The organism is Leptolyngbya sp. FACHB-671 (assembly GCF_014695745.1).
GTDB lineage: Bacteria > Cyanobacteriota > Cyanobacteriia > Elainellales > Elainellaceae > JAAUTN01.
In genome coordinates, this window is the sequence record NZ_JACJOV010000067.1 from 1 (window position 1) to 20,851 (window position 20,851).

The following is a 20,851-nucleotide window of genomic DNA, read 5'->3' on the forward strand; positions in this document are numbered from 1 at the left end:
CTCAAGAGCAGACTGTTATCCCACTATTTGATTGGGCAACTCAAATCACCCACTCTTGCTATGAAATTGGGCTAAGCTGACCACCACATTTAGTACATCTGCGTAAGTCCTGAGAAATTCTCTTTAAGCAGATCGGAGAATTTCGACATTTCTGGGAGGAATTGGGAAGACAGGGCGATCGCCCTCACCCTATGCTCAGACCAGTTCAAAGAGCAGGAGACAAAAATTGTTTGGATTTATCGGCTCAATGAGCTTAGCAATTGTGGGCGTGGTGCTTTACCATCTAGCGGTCAAGTTGCAACCACACTCCGTTAGCCCATTCCTAATTCTGGCAATGGCTTACTGCGTAGCCGCTCTACTAAGCACTGTAATTTATTTGGTGACACCCTTTGGCACGACTGCGGTCAAAGATTCCCTGCTATCAGCATCCTGCTTTGGGGTCGTAATTGTTGTTGTTGAACTGGGTTTTCTACTGGTCTACCGAGCCGGGTGGGATACCAGCATCGCAGGGGTATTTGCAACGGTCGCTGCAACCATTTTCCTGGTTCCCATTGGGATATTTTTCCTTAAAGAGAATGTTTCTAGGGTTAACCTAGTCGGCATTCTGCTTTGTCTGGTAGGGCTATTTCTAGCTTCAAGAAAATAGATGCCTTGCACGAACCATTTTTTGAAGTGTGATATGGAGGCGTGGCTTCGCTGCGCCCCATTCAGGCAGAAGGTCTAAGGAATCATCTAGTTTTCAAACAGATCAAGCGGTAGGTGCCCGTACATCTCATTAACGCCTGACTCATAGGCAGATTGGCAGGAGACCAAAACACCACGATGCTCACCTGTGTAAGCCTCGGCGTAGCACAAGCCAGATTTAGGGTTGAATTTGATGTAGACCGCGTCTGCGATCGCCCCTCCTTTCAACTCAGGCGCGTATCCTAAAGCGGCTGAGTAAGTTTTGAGAGCTTGCTGCCCTTCAGTCAAATTGTCTGCACAGATACCCAGAATTTGATAATCCGAAAGCTGCACGACCGTCAGCAGGGCCTCACGAATGCGAGGTTTGTCAGCAAGAGAGAGAGCATCATCTCGCTTGAGACAGTCAAACGGTTTCAAAATCTGATGGGCTTCGGCGGCGGTAAGTTGAGTCATCGGTTCTAAACAATGAGCAGTCGGGCTAAACCAATCGACGGATGCAGTCACCTGTTTTCCCTGATACTTAAAGAGAAGGTGTTGTAAGCGAGAAAACGACAGTGCTGCTAACCAAAGGGTTTGAAGTGGAAATGTACACAGGTACGCCAGACGGAAAAATCGTCGGGCTGTCTGACCGGATTGTAGCGGCACTGGATGGATTTGTGCGCGAACCGGATAGCCGCAATGTGGAGTATACAACGGCTCCGCTTTGCCGCTATGAACGACTGCTGTGTGACTTGGTGCGTCCCCGCCGACAGCTCAGAGCTTACCTGAAGCAGTTGGGCAACTATACACTGATTCCTGGCAGCACATTAGCGTTGGGAGAGAGCGATCGCTTCTACCGCTCTGACCCTGCCAATCCCTATCACGCTTACATCGAGAGTACCTACGGTACCAAAGTTGTCACCGCCAGCATTCACATTAACATTGGCATCAGCGACCCCGAAGTGCTGATGCGGGCTTGCCGTTTGGTTCGGCTAGAAGCGCCTCTATATTTGGCCTTAAGTGCGTCTTCTCCATTTTTGGATGGTGAAGTGACGGGCTATCATTCTACCCGTTGGGGCGTTTTTCCAAAAACTCCGGCTCATGTACCGCTATTTGAAAGCCACGCTCACTTCGTCCGCTGGACAGAGGAGCAGCTCGTCGCAGGCACAATGCAAAACGTTAGACATCTTTGGTCATCAGTGCGACCAAATGGCGATCGCCGCCCCTACAACCTGAATCGATTGGAATTACGAATTTGCGACCTGGTAATTGACCCGATTGCCTTACTCGCCATCACGGCCCTGTTAGAAGCCCGACTGCAACAGCTTATTTTTGACCCATCGCTTGATCCATTGGAAAGTAGTACACTTCCAGCAGCAAATCGGGCAGAAGACCTGGTTGCACTTACGGACGCAAACGAAGCGGCAGCGGCAGCAAACAGCCTGGACGCAGAGCTAAGGCACTGGCAAGATGGCAGGGTTCTGCTAGCGCGAGATTGGATTGCGGAACTGTACCAGGAAGTATGGGCGATCGCCAAAAAACAGGGCTTTAGCTGTTTTCTGCTGCCGCTCAAGAAAATTTTGCGGGAAGGCAACGAAGCGCAGCGCTGGCTAGAGCTATATCAGCAAACTCAAAACAGCCGCAGCGTGATTCAGCAGGCGATTCAGACAGCTGCTCAACAAGAGCAAGCGCTCGAACAAGAACTGTGTCAGCCCTTAGTTGCCTAATCAGTTGCTTAATTTAGGCTATCAGTAGCGCTCAAAAGCTTTACAATTTCTAATTGGTCATTTGTTGTTGCTGCTTATTAAAAAAATCTATATTCTTCGTCTCTCTGTGGGTAGATGTGCCACTTTCATCTAGGTTCTACCCGGATCAGGATATAGATACCTTGCAAGAATAGGATGAGGTTGCCAAAAGCTTTAACCTCTAAGCCTTTTGCTGGTAAGCAGCTTATTCAGGGTCAGGAAAAGGCTCCATGCCTCAAGTTGTTCTTGTAAATCCTCAAATTCCTCCAAATACGGGCAACATTGCTCGAACCTGTGCCGCTACCGGGACGGAATTGCATCTTGTTGGTCCGTTGGGATTTGAAATTAGCGATCGCTATCTAAAGCGCGCCGGATTGGACTACTGGCAATGGGTTGACTTGCACTACCACGCTTCTTTTGAAGCCTTTCAGATCTACCACCAGCAGCGCGGTGGGCGATGGATTGGCTTCAGCACTTCAGGGGTGTGTAGTTATATTAAGTTTAGGTTTGAGCCTGATGACTGGCTGTTGTTTGGGTGCGAGACAGCAGGATTGCCTCGAGAAGTTTTGTCTGCCTGTCAGCAAACGGTCTATATTCCCATGGCACAATCCCAGGTTCGCAGCTTAAATCTTTCGGTGAGCGCTGCAATCGGTTTGTTTGAGGCGCGTCGGCAGCTTGGTTATCTTGAATAAGCTCCAACCCCTGATCTCAAGCTATTTTCAAGGCTCAGCAAAGCTGTTCATTGGTTTTCCTGACCAATGTGAAACTGCATCTATATGGATACATCTACATTCATCTACCTGTTTCTTTAAGTACGCTTAGCTTCCTGACAAACCAGAGCAGGGAGTCGGCGTGAGCAACAATCTGATTACTGCTCACAACAACGTGCATAAGGTTCATTTGGGTGTTTCAACCTTGCTGGTCAGGCTGAAAGATGAATGATTCTCTTAAAAGCTATCTAGCGATTAAGAGATTAGGCACAGCTATCTATCCGGAAAAAACTTCTAGTTGTTCAGTCTTCTACACTACTAAACCCAATTCTGTTCGATAAGAAATTCATATAGAAAAATTGGGTTTTGAGTTTAGTAGAGACAAGAAAATCAGCGAAGTATTCTTATCAGTCCTGATGACAAGCTTTTAGACAGCAGTTAAGGGTGTTATTGTCCTTCAGAGTGTTGAATTGAGTCTCCAATTCAAGTCTTACCCTCAAGCATCACGAAGCCCAATAGAGCAGATCTTTTGTACTTCACCAAGTCGTAATCAAGAAAGCTCTTCAATCCGTAGAATCCTCTCAGGAGAAGTATTTTGGCGATCGCAAGATCAAGGTCGGAAGACATAAATTGGCTTATAGCCAACTTTTCTTTCGACAAAAAAATAATCTGGTTGCTGTTACCTGATGGCTTTCAAGCAAGAGTGGTGTACACTAACCCCTTGACTGTCATCAATCTCACTCGCTACGCCAATGTAGCCTCAGATGAGCAAAAACTTTGCGACAGATTAGTTCTACTTAGAGGCTCGGTATTGAATTTTTTGTCGGCTGGTGTAAGCTTGTCTAAACCAAAAAAGCAAGGTAATCTTGCCTATGCATACGGACGTTGTCGGTGATCTTGCTCTCTTCCCGTTGTGATTTACGTCATTGACTGGTGAAAAAGGTTGAGTGACTTGAGGACAGTTATAACGCTGGTCATTAGGAGGTCGTTCTTTGAAACGAGCATTTCCGCAGAAGGTTAGGTCTGCTTCCTGCCACCCATTCGTAATAGAGGCCGTGGTGGGTCAAGCTAGACGGACTCTTCCAGGAGTCAATCGCAGAGCCCGTACCTCTGCTGCAATGATTGGACTCGCCCTTTCGATGGGCGCATCCAGCTTGCTACTGCCCCGTCAAGATGATGGAGCGGCAGCAGCAGAGCCCAGAACAACAGAATCTGCTGTAGTTGCTACTTCAGTGGAGCATGTAGTACAGCAAGGGCAAACTCTCTGGCAAATTGCTCAGAGATATGGGGTTAGCGCTGAAGCGATCGCCGCTTCCAACGGTATTACTACCGATTCTACCCTGCGAGTAGGTCAAACGCTTTGGGTTCCTGGTTCCGGTATCAGAAACAATAGTGGTGATGTTTCTGAAGCGATTGTGCCTGAGCCCGTTGCGCCAGAAGCAATTACTGCGCTTCGGTCCGCTTCTTCGCCCGATTTTAGTCAGCTGCGTCAGGTAGAAGCTCCCGATGCAGCGCTCGACGATTCACTCAAGGCTGAGCAGGATATTGCACTTGAGCGATTACATCAGCAGCGAGAAAGATTGCGTAACAGTCTGGCGGAGTTGAGGTCTGAGGAGTTACAGAATTCAGTTGCTTCAGAGGTAGAGGTTGAGTCTTCCATTCAACCATCGGCGGCAGAAACTGCGGTTTCAAATCCCTCTTCGGTTGCTGTCGAACCTGCTGAGTTGCCTTTGATGGACCCCACCGAGTTGACACAGGCTGAGCCTCTTCTTCCGACTGGGTTGTCAACCTATCAGGTTAAGCCTGGGGATACGCTTGACAGGATTGCCAACGCTCATGGCATTACTCGGCAAGAGCTAGCAGAAGTTAATCAACTAGTTGACCCTAACTGGCTGCGAGTCAATCAGTCCCTGGCGATTCCTCAATCCGAGCCGATCGCGTTAGCAAGTCCGGTTCCGAGTTCTATCCCAACGGTGAACTCAGGTGCATCTGACTTGTCCGCAACATTAGCTCAACCCGAATCGACAACAGTTCAACCCGAGGTACAGATCAAGCCGGAAGCTCCGCTAGAAACTGCGCTGACGGTTCACCAGGTAGGTTCAGGTGAAACTTTAAGTGAGATTGCCCGCACCTATGGCATCTCCAGATCAGAGCTAGTTAGTGCTAACCATTTGAGCGATCCAAACCTGATTTTTGTGGGTCAAGAACTTGATATCCCCACAAACTCAGGGGTGGAAGCTAACGCCGAGGAGATTGCTGTACCTGGTGCAACAGTTTCAGTACCTACGGTAACCGCTCCTACGAATGTACTACCTGAGCAATTTGCTCCAGAGTCAACCTCTGCATCTATTGTTTCTGTTCCAACAGTACCAACCCCCGTTTTGATTGCCTCTTCTGAACCTACTGCATTGCCTGCGGTCGGAGGAAGCCTACCTTCGGATGATTCAGCCGATAAGCAGCTTGAACAATCTGAACAAGTTGCAGCTGTACCTACTGATGCTGCACCCGCTGAAGCATCAGTCGGAACCGAAGTAGCTAGCGCTCCGTCGGGAGCAAGTCCCTACGTGCAAAACCTGATGACCGAAATCAGAGACTTGCGCGATCGCTACCAAACTGAAACGGCTGAAGTTGAAGTTGAACAATCTACACTGGTTGCTACCGCCCCAACCGGCGCTCCAGATTCACTGACCGAACTGCCTAACCCTTCTAGTGATATCAATCCAGAATTTAGCCCAGATCGATATACAGAAGCGTTCCAAGCAGAAATTCGCAGGTTACAGGAAGAAAGACGCAATCAAGTTGCTCAGGTTCCGGTAAGCAATTCAGTCAGTACTCAGCCTACTGAAGTAGCGACTCTACCCTCCTCTGAAACAGAGCCGCAAACAGAAGAGGAACTCGTTGCTGTTGCACCCTTGGGTTCTCAGAACTACCAGCCGCTTACCCAACCTATTACGGGACGGATGGTTTCTCCTGACCTGCCACCCCTGCCGGGAGCAGAAGCTTACTTACCTGATGGAGCGGCTTCATTCAACGGCTATCTCTGGCCTGCAAGAGGCACGTTGACCTCTGGCTATGGCTGGCGCTGGGGTAGAATGCACCGGGGAATTGACATCGGTGCGCCAACAGGTACGCCTGTTGTGGCAGCAGCACCTGGTGTGGTTGAGTCCTCTGGCTGGAACTCTGGTGGCTACGGCAACATGGTTGAAATTCGCCATGCTGATGGCAGCTTGACCCGCTACGCCCACCACAGCCGCAACCTAGTTCGCGCTGGACAGGAAGTCGAACAGGGACAGCAAATCGCTGAGGTTGGCAGCACGGGCTACAGCACGGGACCACACCTCCACTTTGAGGTTCACCTACCTAACCAGGGAACGGTCAACCCGATGGCCTATTTGCCTCGTTAAGGAAACAATTCCTTTTCTGTAAAAACTTTGGATGTACTAAACGTTGTTTGGTGCATCCAAAGTTTTTTTATGGCAAACTTCGGGCTAACCTGAACATAAGCTCTTTGCATGAATCATCTTTGAAGCGTGAATGGGGGCGCGGCTTCGCCGCAACCAACTCAGGCAGGAGATCTATTATTAAGGCTGAATAATTTACGATGTGATGAAAGATTTGAAGCAGACTCTTCAAAATGAGTGTTATGGCAGAGATTTAGAACAACGCAAGCACTGGTATTCGCCTGCTGCTGAGGCATATCAACAGGTCAGACCCCGCTATCCTCAAGCGCTGATCGATCGCGTTGTAGATATTGCCCAACTCTCCGCTAACTCATCGCTGCTGGAAATTGGATGTGGGCCCGCGATCGCCACTCCTGCATTTGCGGCTCTAGGTTGTTACATGGTCTGTGTAGAACCTAATTCGGATTTCTATCACCTAGCGCAACAAACTTGTACAGCTTATCCCCAAGTAGAACTGCAAAATTACTCGTTTGAAGAATGGGAGTTAGCACCCCAGTCATTTGATGCAGTATTGGCAGCGAGTTCATTTCACTGGATTCCGCCAGAAATTGGCTATCCGAAAGCGGCGGCAGCATTGCGCCCAGAAGGACAGCTGATTTTGCTGTGGAATAAAGAGCTCCAGCCTCAATATGAGGTTTATCAGCAGCTATCTGAGATTTATCAAACCCATGAGCCGACCCTCAACCGCTCCTATGAAGACAGTGCTACCCAGATGGCAATTTTGAATGAAATGGGACAAATGGCCATCGCATCCGGCTATTTCCAAGATCTGGTAGCTGGGCACATAGAAGTAGAAGTTACTTACACCGTTGATCAGTACTTGCTGCTGTTAAATACCTATTCGCCCTACTTGAAGCTAGAAGCTCAGCAGAAGCAGTCCTTGTTTGCAGAATTACGCCAAGTGTTAGAGCAGAACGGTGATACGGTTCAACTGGCTTATGTTTCTGCCTTTCACATTTTCCGTCCTGCTTAGCTCTATCAAGCTATTTAGCGATCGCCCTCATCTAACAATCACAACCTTGATGCTCACAGCTCTCACCACTGGGATGCCCATTGGCACAAGCCTCGCTGCAATAATTCTTTCCGTCTTTTTTGATCGCGTCTTCAATTGCCACTACACAGACGCAAGCATCACAAGCACATTTCATTTGAGTCACAGTTGCCATAGCTTTTCACCAGAATTGACTTCAATTGACTTCCCCATAATGCCAGCCTATGAACAGTCATTCATACATCCCTGGGATAGGTAAGTCTCGATTCTCTAACTCAACTGCACTACTGCTCGATTTTCTAACAGCGTTTCAGCAGAAAATAAGTCTTCAACGGTGATTCTGAGGAAGCGATCGCCATCTACCCAAAACAGCACTTTGATCCGATCGCTACCTGGAAACCCGGGAGGGGTGAGTTTTGCAATCGTGCTTGCCTGATCGTTGAGCGGTTGCACCTGGGTTTTGCCGCTGCCGAGGCTGCGGGTGACGAGGCGATCGCCCTCAAAAAAGACCTCAGTGCCGCCCGATTCAGTCCCCAATTCACCAATTATGAGTTCGATGCTGGGCTGGTTTTCAGTGGATGCACCTAACACCAGTTCAACCGGATCAGGCATGGGGTAAGGCTGTCCTTCTTTAATTAGGGGATGCCAACTGTGGCGATTGTTGCGCCGATCCCAATAGCGGATGCCATAGCTGTGATAAAGAAAATCTTTCAGGTCAATTCCCTGATGAATTTGCAAAGCGCCTTGGGCGATCGCTTCAAATGGACGTTCTGAGCGGATTTTTTCTGGCTCAAAATACTGTTTCACCCAGTCCTGCACAGCAGGAATTTGGGCAGTACCCCCAACTAGCAAAACGGCATTAATATCAGCCACTTCTAGCCCCTGTCGTCTTGCCTGCCGCAGCACTTGCGTCATCGACTCGTCTAATCGTTCAAAAAACTGGTGTTCTTGAAGAATAGTGGTGAAGCGATCGCGGTCTAGCTGCAACTCGTAGCTTTCAAAAGTTTCGTCGTTAAAGTAAGCCTCGGTTGCTATAGTTTGCTCTGATAGCTGCACTTTTAGCCGTTCTGCCAGTCGCAGTGTCAGCGGTGTAACGGCTAAGCCCTGGGTGGTTGCAAAGTGATCGACCAGCCAGTTATCGATGTCCGAGCCACCCAAATTTTGTCCGGCTTTGGCTAGAACACGGGCAGTTTTGGGACGCTGACCGGATTCTGTCAGCGTTTTTTGTCCCCATTTGAGGATGAAGCCAACCGGTTTTGCTTGGGATTGGCGATCGCCTTGAAGCTGCACCAGCGACAGATCTAGAGTGCCACCACCAAAGTCAATCACCAGCAGCGTTTCCCCTGCGGTCAAGCCATAGCCCAGAGCAGCAGCAGTTGGCTCATCCAGCATTCGCACCTGTTCAACTTGCAGCGATTGACAAACGCCTGACAGCCAGTTGCGATATGCCTCAAAGCTGTCTACTGGAACCGTAAAGACCAGGGAGTCAAAGTCCGGGTCAAGACTCTGAAGCTGTTGAATCACCTGGGTTAAAAACCACTGCCCGGTTTGCTCCAGCGTCACCGTTTGCCCATCTAACTCTGGCAGAAACCCCTGAACCTCAGCCCCAATTCCCCGTTTAAAGTTGCGAAAAAAGCGAGAATCACTGCTCAGATCCAGTCCGCGATCGCGCACTGTTTGACCCGCCAACACCTTGCCGCTAGCGGCATCCTCAACGTATACCAGGCTAGGAATCAGGGGCGGGTTTTGTCCCAGTCGAATGGATAAATCTGCTAAAGCTAAAGTTTCTGGTTGCTGAGTAGCTGCATTCCAGCGAGCAATGACGGTGTTGCTGGTGCCAAAATCGATTGCGTAAACCATGTTGAACGGGGGCGATCGCTAATTTTTTATATTTCTATAACAGTTCAAAATTAGCTATGAGATGAGTCGGTTGTAGAACTTGTAGGATTAACCGAATCCACAACTAATTTAGTTGAGATTCTAGTTTGCCACTGTTGATCCTGGAAATACTTCTGTTGGAAGGATTGATCTATTGCCCTTGAGGGCTCAAGAGTTAGCAGAAAATTGCAAAATTTATTATTTTTAACAAGATTGGAATTTGGGGAAAACAGGGTAGTTTTTGAGGCGATCGCTCAGCTTTACCCTGGACAATTAGCAGCGTGAACGAAAAAACTGTAGGGTTGAAGCCAGGGAAAATCCCTCAGATAGCTACAATGCGACAGGGGTTAGTTAAGTAGGCAAAACCCTTGCCAACTAAAGGTTTAACGGCAAAATTCAACCTGACTCGGCAAAATCTGCCCTGGCTCTTGGCGATCGCTAGAAGCCCCAACAAGCCATAGATTGAGTACTACGCAACACTCTTCAATCAGTGCCATTCAGCGTAGACCCGTTGGCGATGTAAGAATTACCTAATTTATCTTGTGCTTGTATGAATCCTAAAGAAAAACAAAAATTTGTCTTTTGTTCCGATTTCTATAAAAGCAAGGTTACAAATTCTCTCGGATGGGTTTCAAAAGCTTCCAGAGTAGACTAGGGTAATTTTCATAGAGTTTATTATTCGTTGCTTAGCTTAGCTCTGTTTAGCACCCCGTTCCATTCTCAGGGGCCCTTTCTTTTGCTAAGTTGCTTCGACATAATGCAATCAACCCCAAGATAAGTTTGAGGCTGAGGCGCAAGACGTTAGCGCTAAACAAGTCACATCCCAGCCCGTTTAACAAGATCACCAGGAGATTACCAGCGTGAAATTAGCAGTTTATGGAAAAGGTGGAATCGGCAAATCCACAACAAGCTGTAATATCTCTGTCGCCCTTGCCCGTCGCGGGAAGAAAGTGCTGCAAATTGGGTGTGACCCCAAACACGACAGCACTTTCACCCTGACCGGCTTTTTGATTCCCACCATCATCGACACGCTCCAGGAAAAGGACTATCACTACGAAGATGTTTGGCCCGAAGACGTAATTTACAAGGGCTATGGCGGCGTTGATTGCGTCGAGGCAGGTGGGCCTCCAGCAGGCGCAGGCTGCGGCGGCTACGTCGTTGGAGAAACTGTCAAACTCCTCAAAGAACTCAACGCCTTTGACGAATATGACGTAATTCTGTTTGATGTGCTGGGTGACGTGGTTTGCGGTGGCTTTGCGGCTCCTTTGAACTACGCCGACTACTGCATGATCGTCACTGACAACGGCTTCGATGCCCTATTTGCCGCTAACCGGATTGCCGCTTCAGTGCGTGAGAAGGCCCGGACTCACCCGTTGCGTCTAGCTGGACTGATTGGCAACCGCACCTCTAAGCGTGACCTAATCGACAAATACATTGATTCTGTACCCATGCCCGTGTTAGAAATCTTGCCGCTAATCGAAGACATTCGCGTCTCTCGTGTCAAAGGCAAAACGCTATTTGAAATGGCAGAAACCGATCCTTCACTCAGCTATGTCTGCGACTACTATCTCAACATTGCTGACCAAATTTTGGCTCAGCCCGAAGGTGTTGTTCCCAACGATTCACCTGATCGCGAACTGTTCTCGTTGCTGTCTGATTTTTATCTCAACCCCGCAGAACCCCAAGGGAGAGCAGAGGGAGAGCTAGACCTGATGATGGTTTAAGTAGAAAGCTTTAAAGTTTTAGATTTTGAATTTTTGATGCAAACTACAAGTGTAAAATTCAGAATTTAAAACTTTACTCTTTCGCATTAAACCTGTTAGCGTTGCTGATTGCATGGGTAGATTCCACAGTATGATGCTGTACAGACTGACGGGTCTTGACTACTGGTCTTAAGGCATTCAAACTTATACCTTCAGCAAGCTTAAGAGCATCAAGAACATGGCATTTTTTGAGAACTTTACGACTTCCATTAAGCAGAAGTGGCTGGATTATTTCCAAACTAATCGGGGCTGGTTAAGCCTGCAAATGGAAAACCATTCTGTCCGTACGCCAGATGGAGGTCGTAGACCGTCTTCTTATCTGATTTTGGGTGTCGTCAACGCAATAGAGCCAAAGTTAGGCAACCTGATGGTGCCTTTCTATCGACTTAATGCCAACGAAGATGCCCTAGTTGAAGTGTTGGGCTTAAATTTTGATCCGGATATGGAACTTTCCAAGGAAAGCGGCACAACAGTTAATGTGCGGTCTAGCAATCCAGAGAATGACCTATCTCGGTTGCTGCCCGACTCTCAGGAGCAAGAGCAATATGACCCGTTGGCATAGTTCCCGTTGGTATGGGGGTGAGCTAAATTGGGACGCTCTACATTGTTTTGAGGTTGACTGTGAACGTTGAGCAATTACGTCAGTCTGTTAAGGCTAAGTGGTTGGGCTACTATCGCGAAAACCGCTCATGGCTGATTCGTTTAGGCGTTTGGGTGAACTGTGAGGGGCAGCGCCGTCCCTCATCCAGTTTCATTTTGGCAACCCTATCAATTCTGGAACCCCGTTTAACCCAAATGATGCCGCTGGTCGTAGATCTCAGCACCAACCCCGATCGCATTGTGGCAGCTTTAGGGCTGAACTTTAACCCCGATTCTGAGCTATCCGAGCTAGAAGCGTTAAATCAAGCAGAGGATGATCCAGACGATGAACCGCTACGAATGTTGCCCAGTGGCGCAACCGATGCTGTTAATCCGGCGATCGCCCCTTCTCCCAGTCGCCGCTCCGCCATGATCGATGAAGACTGCCGAGGTATCCGCCGCTCCGCCCCCACCGAACCCCTCCGCGAACAATCCCCCTAATCCCCAGCCCCTAGCCCCCGATCTTTAAGAGGAACCTATACTATGACCCTGGCAAACTCTGAGCCTCAAACCCTCAATTTTGAGTGCGAAACCGGAAATTATCATACCTTTTGTCCAATCAGCTGCGTCGCGTGGCTTTACCAAAAAATTGAGGACAGCTTTTTCCTGGTGATTGGTACCAAGACCTGCGGCTATTTCCTCCAAAACGCGATGGGTGTGATGATCTTTGCTGAGCCGCGCTACGCTATGGCTGAGCTAGAGGAAGGCGACATCTCAGCCCAGCTGAATGACTACGAGGAGCTAAAGCGGCTGTGCTTGCAGATTAAGCGCGATCGCAACCCCAGTGTGATTGTCTGGATCGGCACCTGCACCACCGAAATCATCAAGATGGACTTGGAAGGATTGGCCCCCAAGCTCGAAGCTGAGATCGGCATTCCCATCGTGACCGCTCGTGCAAATGGCTTAGACTATGCCTTTACTCAGGGCGAAGATACCGTCTTGGCAGCAATGGCGCATCGCTGTCCTGAGAAGGCTCCGAAGCTAGAGTCTGAGAAGGAAGAGCGGAATGCGATCGCCAAACTGCTCAACTTTGGGCGCAAAAAAGAAGACGTTGCCGCCGAAGAATCTGAGTATGTCGATCATCCCCCCCTCGTCCTGTTTGGCTCTCTGCCCGACCCCGTTGTTACTCAACTCACCTTAGAACTCAAGCGACAGGGCATCAAAGTCTCCGGCTGGCTCCCCTCCAAACGCTACACCGAGCTACCCGTCCTTGAAGAAGGCTATTATGTCAGCGGCGTAAACCCCTTCCTCTCGCGCACCGCCACTACCCTAATGCGCCGCCGTAAATGCAAACTGATTGGCGCACCTTTCCCCATTGGTCCCGATGGCACTCGCGCTTGGATTGAGAAAATTTGCTCCGTCTTCGGCATTGAACCAAAAGGTTTAGACGAACGCGAAGCCCAAATCTGGGAAAGCCTGGAGGACTACCTGAAGCTGATTCGCGGCAAGTCCGTCTTCTTCATGGGCGATAACCTGCTAGAAATCTCGCTGGCAAGATTCTTGGTACGCTGCGGCATGACCGTCCCCGAAATCGGCATTCCCTACATGGACAAGCGCTACCAGGCAGCAGAACTAAGCCTGCTAGAAAAGACCTGTCACGAAATGGGCGTTCCCACTCCCACAATCATTGAAAAGCCGGACAACTACAACCAGCTTCAGCGTATCCAGGCGATCCAACCCGACCTGGTGATCACTGGCATGGCTCACGCCAACCCACTGGAAGCACGCGGTATCAACACCAAATGGTCAGTTGAGTTCACCTTCGCCCAAATTCACGGCTTCACTAATGCTCGTGATGCACTAGAACTCGTCACCCGCCCCCTCCGCCGCAACACCAACCTCAAGGATCTGGGTTGGGATAAACTTGTGCGCGAGGAAGCCAAAATCTAAAAGCAAAATCTGAGAATACTCTTAGGTCGCAGTTTCTTTGAATAGGAATTGCGACCATTTTTCTGCTCCACTCAAGAAAAAGGAGAAGTGCGTGACTAGCTCACATCTCTTCTCGATTGAAGAATCTGATAATTTCAAGCGTTCTTTCAGAAGACTTGCAAAAGTTCATAAGGGTAGCTTTGTTGAACTCATTGCAAAAGCCTTAAAAGATTTAATTGATGACCAATACCCAAACAACTCTCGTCAGGAATCTCTACTAGGGAAAGTTGATTTACCAAAAGGACGGACATTCCACAAGCTGGAACTTCGGATTGCGAAAGGGGGCTTCAGAGCAAATTAGGCTGATGTACTTGGTAAACGCAACTACCTGCACAATCAAATTGGTTTGGATTTACAGTCATGAGCAGTTCACAAAACGCCCTACTGATGCAGATCTAAAGAATGCTATTAGGGAAATCTTAGATCTTTAAGTTATTAGCGCATTCTCCAGGTTTAGAACTTATGAAAATTAGTGAGAAGGATATCGATAATCTTATTGTGTGTAATATATTACGAAATAGTGCATTTAGGGATTGGGTCATTATTAAGTTTACAAAGTTACCTGTTTTCCCATACGAACTTCTTGAAGCACGAAGATCAGTTCGTGTCTCTGGATTAGGTGAAACCGACATCTTCTTCAAGATAAAAATTCTTAATCCTGATTGGTCAGAAAATATAAAGTTCCTTTGGGAGAAGAAATGCCTTTCTAGTTATAAGAATCACCCGAATTTAGAATGAAGCCACACAGTTGCCTTCCTACTTGAAAATAAAATTACGGCTAGCAGCCAAACCGATCAATGTATAAGATATGACGATCGAGGAAGGCAGGGAATTGATCTTCAAAAATGGGGCTATTTTCGTTGTGGAATGATTGCACCAAGAGCTTATTTAGATTACGCTACTTTGGTTCCTACGGACGATGCAGAAAAGTATTGGGTTAGGGGAGAGCGTGAGTATACTCACGTGATCTTCTACGAAGATCTTTTGAAGAAATTAGAAATTTCGGGAGGTTCTAAAGAAGATATTGAGATGATGCATATAGCAATTAGAAAAGCAAACTTAAACTTTCTTGGTGTTGATGAAAGTTTTTCTTAGTAATCCAATTTCTCCTGAGTGATTTTAACTACCTTTACCTAATTTGACTGCAATTTTTAAGAGACTAGTGGTATCAAATATATTTAATTTTCTAGAGCTTTAATAATATCTCTTGGCTTAATTTCAAACTACCTTTCACATACCAAATGATGAGCATATCGGTCGCTCAAATACGCAATATAGTGCAGTACCTTAGCCTGCAAAGGTTCCGGCACTGCTTTTAAAAATTTTTGAATGCCTGCCACCTGAAGCAAGTTCAGCGGAGCCAATTCTTCTGGGTGATATGAAGGCATTAGGCTTTCAGAAGCTTGAATTGATAGAACATGAAAATCCTGCTTATGATCTGGCAATGTCTAAAGTTTTGAAGGATGCATTGGCTACGGAATCTTTAAATCGAATCGACAAAGGAAAAGTGTATGACTGACTCACCTCCCTTCTCGATTGAAGAATCTGATAATTTCAAGCGTTCGTTCAAAAACTTGCAAAGGTTCATAAGGGTAATTTTGTTGAACCCATTACAAAATCCTTAGAAGATTTTAGGCTCCTATCAATCAAGCTCGTCTAATCTGTGTTTCTCAGTTTTTTCCTGTATCTCAGGCTTGCTTAACCATTGATCGATCGCCTCAACCAGGAGCGCATTAACAGAGCTATCCATTACTCCTGCTAAAGCCTTGAGGAGCTTATCTGTGTGTTCGTCTACATAGGGGCTCTGATTTGGGGCTTTCGTTTGGGCATAGAGGCTTAGTGGCATCACCAAGCCTATTTTCGACCAAGCTTTAACGCAATGCTGACATTGTGACTTGATGGCGATTGCCATCAAAAATTTTTCTTGTACGATGTCTTCAATCAAAAAATGCCTGGAACCCCTATGGATTCTATTAGCTACGTCTGCTGGTTTGGTGGTGGAGCGGGAAGGGGCGATCGCCTAGCCTAGCTAGAGCAGTTTTAAACAAGAAACGCAAAATTTTCGGCTTCCTTGAGAAGTCGCAAATCTCAACAGTCAAAACAATTTCAATGAGTGAAAATTAGAAAAGGGTGCGATCGCTCTGCACAAGCCTAGAGGCAGGATTCTCCAAAGCTCCATCTAACGAAATTCTTTAAAAGCGAATTTCTAAACTCTAGTTAAAAAACAAAGCTTGAATCTCTATTTCTAATCTTACAAATATCTGCAACTAAATCTTCTGGCGCTTGCTGATAAACAGTCTCAGATAATTACCAGAAGCAAGCTTTACACTTATTCATAAATATGAAAGCAAATACTTTTAAACGTGTCAACTATTGTAAATAAATATCTCGGAGTTTTTATCGAATTGTGTCGGATATCGGGTAGATCTGTCATTGGGCAAGGGTTTTCTGATAAAAATCTCTTGAGACACTACTTAGCGTTTAGCAACATGCTGTTGGTTCGCCGCTGTTACAGGCTGTAAACTTTACCTCTGTGTTCAGCGAATCGAGTCCCTTCAGTCGCTCGTTGCAGCCGCTAATCGCTAAGTTTTATGGCTAATCGCTGAGTACTGACCCGCTTTTGAGAAGGAGCCTACCCGCATGTTCACTCACGTCAAGCCCACCATCAGACATATCGTGCCTGAGCAGCTCCAAGGGCGATCGCTGATCAAGGTGGTCTATGTCGTGCTAGAGCCGCAGTATCAAAGTTCACTGTCGGCAGCCGTCAACGCCATCAATCGCAACAATCCCAACCTGGCAATTGAAATTAGCGGCTATTTGCTGGAAGAACTCCGCAGCCCCGAAAATTACGAGGCGTTCCAGCAAGATGTCGCCCAGGCAAATATTTTCATCGGTTCTCTCATCTTCATCGAAGACCTGGCAGATAAGGTCGTTGCTGCGGTTGAGCCGCACCGTGATCGTCTGGATGTAGCAGTCGTCTTCCCCTCGATGCCGCAGGTGATGCGCCTGAACAAGATGGGCAGCTTTTCGATGGCTCAGTTGGGTCAGTCGAAGAGTGCGATCGCCCAGTTCATGCGAAAGCGTAAGGAAAAGTCAGGGTCTGGCTTCCAGGACGGCATGTTGAAGCTGCTGCAAACCCTGCCCAAGGTGCTGAAGTACCTGCCGATGGACAAGGCACAGGATGCTCGTAACTTCATGCTCAGCTTCCAGTATTGGCTGGGTGGCTCTGCCGAAAACCTGGAAAATTTCTTGCTGATGCTGACCGACAAATACGTCAGCAGCGCTGATACTAAGGGAACAACGCTCCAGTATCGCGATCCGGTCACCTATCCCGACATGGGCATCTGGCATCCGCTAGCGCCCTGCATGTTTGAGGATGTGAAGGAATATCTCAACTGGTATAGCTCTCGCAAAGACATTTCTGCCGACCTCAAAGATCCATTGGCTCCCTGCGTTGGTCTAGTGCTTCAGCGGACTCACTTGGTGACGGGTGATGATGCTCATTACGTCGCCATGATTCAGGAGCTGGAATGCATGGGCGCACGGGTAATTCCCGTTTTTGCGGGTGGTTTGGACTTCTCAAAGCCCGTTGATGCTTACTTCTGGGAAGCTGGACAGCGCTCCGCCCAATCTCTCGCCTCCAAGCCGCTTATTGATGTTGTCATTTCCCTGACTGGCTTTGCTCTAGTTGGTGGCCCGGCGCGGCAAGATCACCCCAAGGCGATCGACGCGCTGAAGCGATTGAACCGTCCCTACATGGTGGCACTACCGCTAGTGTTCCAAACAACAGAGGAATGGCAGGACAGTGATTTGGGGCTGCACCCGATTCAGGTAGCGCTGCAAATTGCGATTCCTGAACTGGATGGGGCAATCGAGCCGATTATTTTGTCTGGACGGGATGGCACAACGGGTAAAGCGATCGCCCTTCAAGATCGAATCGAAGCCATCGCCCAACGCGCCATGAAATGGGCAACCTTGCGACGCAAGCCCAAAGTCCAAAAGAAAGTGGCGATCACCGTCTTCAGCTTCCCGCCCGACAAAGGCAACGTTGGCACAGCCGCTTACCTGGATGTGTTTGGCTCCATCTTTGAAGCAATGCAGGCTCTCAAGCACAACGGCTATGACGTGCAGGATTTGCCTGACTCATCGGAAGCGCTAATGCAAGCTGTAATTCACGACGCGCAGGCGCAGTACAGCAGCCCTGAACTGAATGTTGCTTACCGCATGTCCGTGCCAGAGTATGAAACCCTAACCCCCTACTCTGAGCGACTGCACGAATCCTGGGGGCCACCTCCAGGTCATCTCAACACCGATGGACAGGATTTGCTGGTTTACGGGAAGCAGTTCGGCAACGTATTCATCGGCATTCAGCCTACGTTTGGCTATGAGGGTGACCCGATGCGGTTGTTGTTCTCCCGCTCTGCCAGCCCCCATCACGGGTTTGCTGCCTACTACACTTACCTGGAGCACATCTGGAAAGCAGATGCAGTGCTGCACTTCGGCACACACGGCTCTCTAGAATTCATGCCCGGTAAGCAGATGGGCATGTCGGGCGAATGCTACCCCGACAGCTTGATTGGCACGATCCCCAACCTTTATTACTACGCGGCGAATAACCCCTCGGAAGCCACAATCGCCAAGCGACGCAGCTATGCCGAGACGATCAGCTATCTCACGCCTCCGGCTGAAAATGCTGGGTTATACAAGGGTTTGAAGGAACTGAGCGAGCTGATTGCCTCCTACCAAACGCTGAAGGACACGGGACGCGGCGTTCCGATTGTGAATGCGATCGTAGACAAGTGCCGCATCGTCAATCTGGACAAGGACATTGATCTGCCAGAGCAAGACGCAAAAGACCTGACTTCTGAAGAACGGGATACGCTGGTCGGCAAGGTCTACATTCGGCTAATGGAGATCGAGTCGCGGCTGTTGCCCTGCGGTCTACACGTCATTGGCAAACCGCCCACGGCTGAAGAGGCGATCGCCACCCTGGTTAACATCGCCAGCCTCGATCGCCCCGAAGACGACATTCTCGGACTGCCCCGGATCATTGCCAACAGCATCGGGCGTGACCTGGATGACATTTACAAGAAGAGCGATCGCGGCGTTTTAGAAGACGTGCAGTTGCTCTATGACATCAACCAGGCAACCCGAATCGCAGTCGCATCCCTGGTGAAAGAGCAGATCGACGCAGATGGGCGAGTGTCCAGAGTCGCCAAGCTCAACTTCTTCAACATGGGCAAAAAGGTACCCTGGATCGAGTCACTGCAAAAGTCAGGCTATCCCAAGGTTGATCCTGAAGCAATCAAGCCGCTGTTTGAATATTTGGAATTTTGCCTCAAGCAAATCGTGGCTGATAATGAACTGGGGGCACTGCTTCAAGCGTTAGAAGGCGAATATGTGCTGCCTGGGCCTGGGGGCGACCCGATTCGTAACCCGGATGTGCTGCCCACTGGCAAAAATATTCACGCCCTCGATCCCCAATCGATTCCTACAACAGCGGCCGTTCAGGCAGCGCAAATTGTGGTCGATCGCCTCTTAGCCCGGCAGAAATCTGAGAATGGCGGACGCTATCCCGAAACGATCGCCTTCGTTCTTTGGGGTACGGACAACATCAAAACCTACGGTGAATCTCTGGCACAGGTAATGCTGCTGCTGGGCGTTCGCCCCGTGCCCGACTCGCTGGGACGGGTGAACAAACTAGAGCTAATTCCCCTGTCGGAACTCAAGCGCCCCCGTGTTGACGTAGTCGTGAACTGCTCCGGCGTATTCCGTGACCTGTTCATCAACCAAATGAATTTGCTCGATCGCGCCGTCAAAATGGCCGCCGAAGCAGACGAACCCTTGGAGATGAACTTCGTCCGCAAACACGCACTGAAGCAAGCCGACGACCTGGGAATTAACCTGAGACAGGCAGCTACCCGCGTCTTCTCCAACGCCTCCGGTTCCTACGCGGCAAACGTCAATCTGGCTGTGGAGAATAGCACCTGGGAAAGCGAGTCCGAGCTTCAGGATATGTACCTGGCGCGGAAATCCTTCGCCTTTAACTCCGACAACCCTGGCATGATGGATCAGTCGCGGGAAATCTTCGAGACGGCGTTGAAAACGGTCGATGTCACCTTCCAAAACCTCGACTCCTCTGAGATTTCGCTTACCGACGTTTCCCACTACTTTGACTCTGACCCCACCAAGGTTGTGTCAAGCCTGCGCGGCGACGGTACGACACCCGCTTCTTACATTGCGGACACCACCACCGCCAACGCTCAGGTTCGCACTCTATCCGAAACCGTGCGGCTCGATGCCCGTACCAAATTGCTCAACCCCAAATGGTACGAGGGAATGCTGAATCACGGCTATGAAGGCGTGCGGGAGCTATCAAAGCGACTGGTGAACACCATGGGCTGGTCAGCCACCGCTGGAGCTGTCGATAACTGGATTTACGAAGACACCAACGCGACGTTTATCCAGGATGAGGAAATGCGAAAGCGGCTAATGAACCTCAACCCTCACTCCTTCCGCAAAATTGTCACGACGCTGTTGGAAGTCAACGGTCGCGGCTATTGGGAAACCAGCGAAAACAACCTCAACCTATTGCGCGAACTCTACCAGGAAGTCGAAGATCGGATTGAGGGAATTGAGTAACTGATCAGGTCATTGGTCGATTAGTAACGTGACATAGGGTTGCAACGAGAAAAAGGAGGGGCTAAAAGCCCCTCCTTTTTTGTTTTCAGAATCGTGACAAAATCGATTTGTACGGAATCCGTTTTGTAAAGGAGCACTATTGGGTGTACGGGCGAAGCATTCGGCAAAAGAACTGTGCTTTAGTGGCAGGAATTGTGCCCGAATGCTTCGCCCCTTGTATGTAAGCGCAAGTATCAGTGAGACTGCTTATAGACCCGGTCAGGAGTGAAGTACTCTGATTCGCCCCTAAGGATAACCAAGCCCGTTGGTAGATTAGACCTCAGCCTGACGGTGCGCTTTGTTTCTTCTCCAGCGGAGTCTGAACGAGTATCACAGAGTGGTATCAACTAGACCACTACCCTGCATGACAAGGACAGAACCGCCATTGGAG

16 protein-coding genes are annotated in these 20,851 nt (G+C 48.9%); 12 read left to right on the plus strand and 4 right to left on the minus strand.

Going from position 1 to position 20,851, the window contains the following annotated elements:
- The first annotated feature begins 247 nt into the window (after positions 1-247).
- The gene (locus H6F93_RS07970) at positions 248-646 is read left to right on the plus strand and encodes a hypothetical protein (protein WP_190680003.1); all 399 of its coding nucleotides are present in this window, start codon (positions 248-250) and stop codon (positions 644-646) included.
- 86 nt (positions 647-732) lie between these two features.
- Here the strand turns inward: H6F93_RS07970 and H6F93_RS07975 are convergent, their stop codons facing one another.
- The gene (locus tag H6F93_RS07975; RefSeq protein WP_524537914.1) at positions 733-1,188 is read right to left on the minus strand and encodes a DUF1824 family protein; all 456 of its coding nucleotides are present in this window, start codon (positions 1,186-1,188) and stop codon (positions 733-735) included.
- Between the two features lie 50 nt (positions 1,189-1,238).
- Between H6F93_RS07975 and gshA the strand changes: the two genes are divergently transcribed.
- The 4 genes from gshA to H6F93_RS07995 all read left to right on the plus strand — a co-directional run bounded on the left by gshA (position 1,239) and on the right by H6F93_RS07995 (position 7,552).
- Complete coding sequence (gene gshA / locus H6F93_RS07980) at positions 1,239-2,390, plus strand: glutamate--cysteine ligase (protein WP_190680004.1); 1,152 nt, start codon at positions 1,239-1,241, stop codon at positions 2,388-2,390.
- Between the two features lie 248 nt (positions 2,391-2,638).
- Positions 2,639-3,100: a tRNA (cytidine(34)-2'-O)-methyltransferase gene (locus H6F93_RS07985; protein ID WP_190680005.1), complete on the plus strand. Its 462-nt coding sequence runs from the start codon at positions 2,639-2,641 to the stop codon at positions 3,098-3,100.
- Positions 3,101-4,176: 1,076 nt separating this feature from the next.
- Complete coding sequence (locus H6F93_RS07990; protein WP_190680006.1) at positions 4,177-6,522, plus strand: LysM peptidoglycan-binding domain-containing protein; 2,346 nt, start codon at positions 4,177-4,179, stop codon at positions 6,520-6,522.
- Between the two features lie 202 nt (positions 6,523-6,724).
- Positions 6,725-7,552 (plus strand): class I SAM-dependent methyltransferase, encoded by an 828-nt coding sequence (locus H6F93_RS07995; protein WP_190680007.1) that lies wholly within the window; start codon positions 6,725-6,727, stop codon positions 7,550-7,552.
- 31 nt (positions 7,553-7,583) lie between these two features.
- On the opposite strand, the gene H6F93_RS08000 is transcribed toward H6F93_RS07995, so the two are convergent.
- Together H6F93_RS08000 and H6F93_RS08005 are read right to left on the minus strand one after the other, a co-directional pair.
- Positions 7,584-7,745, minus strand: a complete 162-nt coding sequence (locus tag H6F93_RS08000) for a metallothionein (protein ID WP_190641167.1) — start codon at positions 7,743-7,745, stop codon at positions 7,584-7,586.
- A 95-nt stretch (positions 7,746-7,840) separates the two neighbouring features.
- Complete coding sequence (locus tag H6F93_RS08005) at positions 7,841-9,430, minus strand: Hsp70 family protein (RefSeq protein ID WP_190680008.1); 1,590 nt, start codon at positions 9,428-9,430, stop codon at positions 7,841-7,843.
- 878 nt (positions 9,431-10,308) lie between these two features.
- On the opposite strand from H6F93_RS08005, the gene bchL reads away from it, so the two are divergent.
- The 6 genes from bchL (at position 10,309) to H6F93_RS08035 (ending at position 14,874) form a co-directional block, all read left to right on the plus strand.
- Positions 10,309-11,172, plus strand: a complete 864-nt coding sequence (bchL, locus tag H6F93_RS08010) for a ferredoxin:protochlorophyllide reductase (ATP-dependent) iron-sulfur ATP-binding protein (protein WP_190641165.1) — start codon at positions 10,309-10,311, stop codon at positions 11,170-11,172.
- 217 nt (positions 11,173-11,389) lie between these two features.
- Positions 11,390-11,773 carry a DUF5331 domain-containing protein gene (locus H6F93_RS08015; protein WP_190641164.1) on the plus strand — a complete coding sequence of 128 codons (384 nt, stop codon included), beginning with the start codon at positions 11,390-11,392 and terminating at the stop codon, positions 11,771-11,773.
- Between the two features lie 59 nt (positions 11,774-11,832).
- Entirely contained in the window at positions 11,833-12,291 is a 459-nt protein-coding gene (locus H6F93_RS08020) for a DUF5331 domain-containing protein (RefSeq protein ID WP_190680009.1), read from the plus strand.
- A 42-nt stretch (positions 12,292-12,333) separates the two neighbouring features.
- Positions 12,334-13,740, plus strand: a complete 1,407-nt coding sequence (locus H6F93_RS08025; RefSeq protein WP_190641162.1) for a ferredoxin:protochlorophyllide reductase (ATP-dependent) subunit N — start codon at positions 12,334-12,336, stop codon at positions 13,738-13,740.
- A 91-nt stretch (positions 13,741-13,831) separates the two neighbouring features.
- Positions 13,832-14,080, plus strand: a complete 249-nt coding sequence (locus H6F93_RS08030) for a hypothetical protein (RefSeq protein ID WP_199313558.1) — start codon at positions 13,832-13,834, stop codon at positions 14,078-14,080.
- 566 nt (positions 14,081-14,646) lie between these two features.
- Complete coding sequence (locus tag H6F93_RS08035; RefSeq protein WP_190680010.1) at positions 14,647-14,874, plus strand: hypothetical protein; 228 nt, start codon at positions 14,647-14,649, stop codon at positions 14,872-14,874.
- Between the two features lie 547 nt (positions 14,875-15,421).
- Here the strand turns inward: H6F93_RS08035 and H6F93_RS08040 are convergent.
- On the minus strand, positions 15,422-15,625 hold the full coding sequence (locus H6F93_RS08040) for a hypothetical protein (RefSeq protein WP_190680011.1): 204 nt from the start codon (positions 15,623-15,625) through the stop codon (positions 15,422-15,424).
- A 794-nt stretch (positions 15,626-16,419) separates the two neighbouring features.
- On the opposite strand from H6F93_RS08040, the gene H6F93_RS08045 reads away from it, so the two are divergent.
- Positions 16,420-20,421 carry a magnesium chelatase subunit H gene (locus H6F93_RS08045; protein ID WP_190680012.1) on the plus strand — a complete coding sequence of 1,334 codons (4,002 nt, stop codon included), beginning with the start codon at positions 16,420-16,422 and terminating at the stop codon, positions 20,419-20,421.
- The last annotated feature ends 430 nt before the right edge of the window (positions 20,422-20,851 follow it).

Bases quoted from the DNA above. Each gene is read 5' to 3' on its own strand.
- H6F93_RS07970 (WP_190680003.1), top strand. From the start codon at position 248: ATGAGCTTAGCAATTGTGGGCGTGGTGCTTTACCATCTAGCGGTCAAG.
- H6F93_RS07985 (WP_190680005.1), top strand. From the start codon at position 2,639: ATGCCTCAAGTTGTTCTTGTAAATCCTCAAATTCCTCCAAATACGGGC.
- H6F93_RS07995 (WP_190680007.1), top strand. From the start codon at position 6,725: ATGAAAGATTTGAAGCAGACTCTTCAAAATGAGTGTTATGGCAGAGAT.
- H6F93_RS08000 (WP_190641167.1), bottom strand. From the start codon at position 7,745: ATGGCAACTGTGACTCAAATGAAATGTGCTTGTGATGCTTGCGTCTGT.
- H6F93_RS08005 (WP_190680008.1), bottom strand. From the start codon at position 9,430: ATGGTTTACGCAATCGATTTTGGCACCAGCAACACCGTCATTGCTCGC.
- H6F93_RS08015 (WP_190641164.1), top strand. From the start codon at position 11,390: ATGGCATTTTTTGAGAACTTTACGACTTCCATTAAGCAGAAGTGGCTG.
- H6F93_RS08025 (WP_190641162.1), top strand. From the start codon at position 12,334: ATGACCCTGGCAAACTCTGAGCCTCAAACCCTCAATTTTGAGTGCGAA.
- H6F93_RS08035 (WP_190680010.1), top strand. From the start codon at position 14,647: ATGATTGCACCAAGAGCTTATTTAGATTACGCTACTTTGGTTCCTACG.
- H6F93_RS08040 (WP_190680011.1), bottom strand. From the start codon at position 15,625: ATGCCACTAAGCCTCTATGCCCAAACGAAAGCCCCAAATCAGAGCCCC.
- H6F93_RS08045 (WP_190680012.1), top strand. From the start codon at position 16,420: ATGTTCACTCACGTCAAGCCCACCATCAGACATATCGTGCCTGAGCAG.